Source organism: Streptomyces sp. NPDC046859, assembly GCF_040645135.1.
In the GTDB taxonomy this organism is placed as follows: domain Bacteria; phylum Actinomycetota; class Actinomycetes; order Streptomycetales; family Streptomycetaceae; genus Streptomyces.
This window is the reverse complement of the sequence record NZ_JBEYXR010000056.1, coordinates 1-4,423: the sequence shown is the minus strand read 5'-3', so window position 1 is coordinate 4,423 and position 4,423 is coordinate 1. Positions and strand designations below refer to the sequence as shown.

The following is a 4,423-nucleotide window of genomic DNA, read 5'->3' as shown; positions in this document are numbered from 1 at the left end:
GGCCTGGCGGTCGCCGAACTCGACGTCGCCCAGGCCCTGGAGACCGCCCGCCGCGCCATGGGCCACCTGCGCGACCGGCGCCCGGCCCCCGCCGGGCCCGCCGCCCGGGCCGTTCATCGGTCGCGCACCGGCGGCCGTCGCCGCGGAGGGCTCACGCCGGTCCGGCCGGACGGCTCTGGACCGCCTGCGCGGACTCCTCGGGGAGCCGTTCCTCCGCCGGAGGCGGCGTGGAGCCGCCCCGCCGGCGGGCGAACCAGCCCGCGGCCGGCTCGGTGTAACGGGCGGTCAGCGGGCCCACGACGACCAGGATGAGGACGTAGGCCGTGGCCAGCGGGCCGAGCGAGGGCTCGATGCCGGCGGTGACGGCGAGTCCGGCGATGACGATGGAGAACTCGCCGCGGGCGACCAGCGTGCCACCGGCCCGCCAGCGGCCCTTGGGGCCCACTCCGGCGCGCTTCGCGGCCCAGTGACCCGTGGCGATCTTCGTCGCGGTCGTGACGACGGCCAGCGCGAGGGCCGGCAGCAGCACGGGCGGGATGCTCGCCGGGTCGGTGTGCAGTCCGAAGAAGACGAAGAACACCGCGGCGAACAGGTCCCGCAGCGGCGCGAGCAGGTTGTGCGCGCCCTCGGCGACCTCACCGGACAGGGCGATGCCGACGAGGAAGGCGCCGACGGCCGCGGAGACCTGGAGCTGCTGGGCGATCCCGGCGACCAGCAGGGTCAGACCGAGCACCACCAAAAGCAGCTTCTCGGGGTCGTCGCTGGAGACGAAGCGCGAGATGTGCCGTCCGTAGCGCACGGCCAGGACGAGGACGAGCCCGGCCACACCGAGCGCGATGGCGAGCGTCAGGCTGCCCGCCGCGATCCCGGCACCGGCCAGCAGGGCGGTGAGGATCGGCAGGTAGACGGCCATGGACAGGTCCTCGAGGACGAGGATGCTCAGGATGACCGGGGTCTCGCGGTTGCCGAGCCGGCCCAGGTCGCCGAGGACCTTCGCGATGACGCCCGACGACGAGATCCAGGTGACGCCGGCCAGGACGACGGCGGCGACCGGGCCCCAGCCCAGCAGCAGCGCCATCGCGGCGCCGGGCAGGGCGTTCAGGGTGGCGTCGACGAGACCCGCCGGGTACTGCGTCTTCAGGTTGGAGACGAGGTCGCTGGCCGTGTACTCCAGGCCGAGCATGAGCAGCAGCAGGATGACGCCGATCTCGGCGCCGATCGCCACGAACTCCTCACTGGTCCCGAGCGGGAGCAGCCCGCCCTCGCCGAAGGCGAGACCGGCCAGCAGGTAGAGCGGGATCGGCGAGAACTGCAGGCGTCCGGCCAGCCGGCCGAGCAGTCCCAGGCCGAGGATGATCGCACCGAACTCGATCAGGAAGATGGCGGAGGAGTGCACCGATCACTCCCGTCCGAGTATCGCGGCGGCCGCCTCCACGCCCTCGCGGGTGCCGATGACGATCAGGATGTCTCCCCCGGCCAGCCGGAAGTCCGGTGCCGGCGAGGGGATCGCCTGGGCGCGCCGCAGGACGGCGACGAGGGAGGCTCCGGTCTCGGTGCGCATCTTCGTGTCGCCGAGGACGCGCCCGTTCCAGTACGAGGTGGCGGACAGCTCGACGCGTTCGGCCACCAGTCCCAGGTCGGTCGTGGACAGCAGGTTCGGGCTGTGGTGGGAGGGGGCCAGCGCGTCGATCAGCGAGGCGGTCTCCGGTTCGGTCAGGTGCAGCGACTGGGCGCACGCGTCGGGGTCGTCGGCCCGGTAGACGTTCACCGTCCGGGTGCCGTCCCGGTGGGCGATCACCGACAGATGGCGGTGCTCCCGTGTGGTGAGGTCGTACTGGACACCGATCCCCGGCAAGGGCGTGGTGCTCATCCGCGGAGCAGGCACAACCCCTCCCCTCCATGTTCGTTCGCGACTGTGGTGCCGGCACGGCGCGTCGGCCCGGTGGCCCGCCGTGCGGTGCTCATCGTGCCAGGTGCCCGCGAGCTGGGGATATGGGTGTCAGCACGGATGGACGGCGGGGGGCGGCGGCGGTGAGGATGCGTGCGGGGCAGTGGGCCTCCGCACGGGCCGGGCCCCCGAGGGGGGCGTCCGGCGGCCACGGGAGACAGTGGAGGTGAGCATCGGCGGGAAGGGCGGCGATCATGACGTTGTACTGGCGGATCTTCCTCCTCAACGCGGCGGTGCTGCTCGCCGCGGTGCTGCTGCTCCTCGGACCGGTCACCGTGTCCACCCCGGTGCTGTTCGGCGAGGCACTGGTCCTGCTGACGGGGCTCGCCGTGATGCTGGTCGCCAACGCCGTCCTGCTGCGCTTCGGGCTCGCCCCGCTGGCCCGGTTGACCCGCGCCATGGCCACCGCCGACCTGCTGCGCCCCGGCAGCCGTACGAACGTCACCGGGCCCGGTGAGATGGCCGAGCTGACCAAGACGTTCAACGCGATGCTCGCCCGTCTGGAGGCGGAGCGGGCCACCAGCACCGGCCGGGTGCTGTCCGCGCAGGAGGCCGAGCGGCACCGCCTCGCGCAGGAGCTCCACGACGAGGTGGGCCAGACCCTCACCGCGGTCCTGCTCCAGCTGAAGCACGCGGCCGACCGGGCGCCCGAGACGGTCCGCGCCGATCTGCGCCAGGCGCAGGAGACCACCCGCGCGGGCCTGGAGGAGATCCGCCGCATCGCCCGCCGGCTGCGGCCCGGCGTCCTGGAGGAGCTGGGGCTGCACAGCGCCCTGCGGGCCCTGGCGAACGAGTTCACCACCTCGCGGCTGAGCGCCACGACGCACATCGCGCGCGGTGTGCCCGCCCTGGACCCGGCGACCGAACTCGTCCTGTACCGCGTGGCACAGGAGGGGCTCACCAACACCGCGCGGCACGCCCGTGCCACCCGGGTCGAGGTGCACCTGCGGCCCGAGGCCGACGGCCGGGTGACCCTGCTGGTCCGCGACGACGGCCGCGGGATCGGATCGGCCCCGGAGGGCGCCGGCATCAGCGGCATGCGGGAGCGCGCCCTGCTCGTCGGCGCCGAGCTCACCGTCGGCCCCGGCCCGCACGGCGGGACCGAGATCCGCCTGCGCGTCGACGGCCGTCCGTCCGGCCCCCGCCCCCAGGAGAACGCACGATGACCGCACCCGCCCGCATCCTGCTCGCCGACGACCACGCCCTGGTGCGTCGTGGAGTGCGGCTGATCCTCGACGCCGAGCCCGATCTGACCGTCGTGGCCGAGGCCGCCGACGGCGCGGAGGCCGTCGAGCGGGCCCGCGAGCTGGGCGAGGACGTCGACCTGGCCATCCTCGACATCGCCATGCCCCGGCAGACCGGGCTGCAGGCGGCGCGCGAGCTGTCCCGCGTCCAGCCCGGTCTGCGCACGCTGATGCTGACGATGTACGACAACGAGCAGTACTTCTTCGAGGCGCTGAAGGCGGGCGCCTCCGGATACGTCCCGAAGTCCGTCGCCGACCGGGACCTGGTGGAGGCGTGCCGGGCGGCGCTGCGGGACGAGCCGTTCATCTATCCGGGTGCCGAGTCCGCGCTGATCCGCACCTATCTGGACCGCATCCGTTCCGGGGATCGGCTGCCGGCCCGTCCGATCACGGAGCGTGAGGAGGAGATCCTCAAGCTCGTCGCCGAGGGGCACTCCTCGAAGGAGATCGCCCGGCTTCTGGTGATCAGCGTCAAGACCGTGGAACGGCACCGGGCCAACCTGCTGCAGAAGCTGGGGCTGCGGGACCGCCTGGAGCTGACGCGCTACGCCATCCGCGTCGGCCTCATCGAGCCGTAGGGCGGGTCCGCGTGACGAAACGTGTTCGTCCTGTGCACGGCCGTGTACTCTCCCTCGCTTCGGGTACGCCCCTTTGCACTGATGAAGTCCAGCAGGATGACGGACCATGCCCCGCGAACAGGATTCCCCGCCCCCCTCCGGCGCGGTCGGACGCGAGACCGTCGAGGCCGTGGAGGGACTGGTGTCGTTGTGGTTCTCGGCGGTCGCGGATGTGAAGCCGCGGCTGTCGCCACGTCAGGTCCGGGCGCTGAGAGCCGTGCGTTGCCGGCCCGAGCTGAACGTGACCGCACTGGCCGGCTATCTGCGCGTCGGGCTGCCCACCGCCAGCCGGCTGTGCGACCGGCTGGAGGCCGCCGGGCTGCTGCGGCGCTGTGTGCAGCCGGACAACCGGCGTGAGGTGCGGTTGGAGACCACCGCTCAGGGCGACCGGTTCCTGGCGGAGCTCACCCGGGTGCTGTCGGTACGTCTGGCGGCCGCGTTCGACGGCGTGGCGGCCCCTCAACGCATACGGCTCGAAGGGGTGCTGCGCTCGCTGGACCACGGCGGCTTCGACAGGGCTTGACTTGCACCTCGGGTTGAAGCCCGGGGATTCTGGCCTTCCTGACCGGTTGCTGTGCCGCTATGCGGCACGGTTTCCGGTGGGGATTCCGTGG

At 73.0% G+C, this 4,423-nt stretch carries 5 protein-coding genes; 3 read left to right on the top strand and 2 right to left on the bottom strand.

Annotated elements, in window-relative coordinates:
- Positions 1 to 151: 151 nt before the first annotated feature.
- Together ABZ899_RS36425 and ABZ899_RS36420 are read right to left on the bottom strand one after the other, a co-directional pair.
- Positions 152 to 1,396, bottom strand: a complete 1,245-nt coding sequence (locus tag ABZ899_RS36425) for a cation:proton antiporter (RefSeq protein ID WP_361355191.1) — start codon at positions 1,394 to 1,396, stop codon at positions 152 to 154.
- Between the two features lie 3 nt (positions 1,397 to 1,399).
- Positions 1,400 to 1,885 (bottom strand): TrkA C-terminal domain-containing protein, encoded by a 486-nt coding sequence (locus ABZ899_RS36420; protein ID WP_361355188.1) that lies wholly within the window; start codon positions 1,883 to 1,885, stop codon positions 1,400 to 1,402.
- A 257-nt stretch (positions 1,886 to 2,142) separates the two neighbouring features.
- On the opposite strand from ABZ899_RS36420, the gene ABZ899_RS36415 reads away from it, so the two are divergent.
- The 3 genes from ABZ899_RS36415 to ABZ899_RS36405 all read left to right on the top strand — a co-directional run bounded on the left by ABZ899_RS36415 (position 2,143) and on the right by ABZ899_RS36405 (position 4,332).
- Entirely contained in the window at positions 2,143 to 3,114 is a 972-nt protein-coding gene (locus tag ABZ899_RS36415) for a HAMP domain-containing sensor histidine kinase (protein WP_361355185.1), read from the top strand.
- The gene (locus ABZ899_RS36410) at positions 3,111 to 3,770 is read left to right on the top strand and encodes a response regulator transcription factor (RefSeq protein ID WP_361355182.1); all 660 of its coding nucleotides are present in this window, start codon (positions 3,111 to 3,113) and stop codon (positions 3,768 to 3,770) included. Before ABZ899_RS36415 ends, ABZ899_RS36410 begins: the two co-directional genes overlap by 4 nt.
- A gap of 106 nt (positions 3,771 to 3,876) precedes the next feature.
- Positions 3,877 to 4,332 carry a MarR family transcriptional regulator gene (locus ABZ899_RS36405; protein ID WP_361355179.1) on the top strand — a complete coding sequence of 152 codons (456 nt, stop codon included), beginning with the start codon at positions 3,877 to 3,879 and terminating at the stop codon, positions 4,330 to 4,332.
- Positions 4,333 to 4,423 lie beyond the last annotated feature (91 nt).

Excerpts from the sequence above, each read along its gene's own strand:
- ABZ899_RS36405 (WP_361355179.1), top strand. The coding sequence starts at position 3,877 with ATGCCCCGCGAACAGGATTCCCCGCCCCCCTCCGGCGCGGTCGGACGC.
- ABZ899_RS36410 (WP_361355182.1), top strand. The coding sequence starts at position 3,111 with ATGACCGCACCCGCCCGCATCCTGCTCGCCGACGACCACGCCCTGGTG.
- ABZ899_RS36415 (WP_361355185.1), top strand. The coding sequence starts at position 2,143 with ATGACGTTGTACTGGCGGATCTTCCTCCTCAACGCGGCGGTGCTGCTC.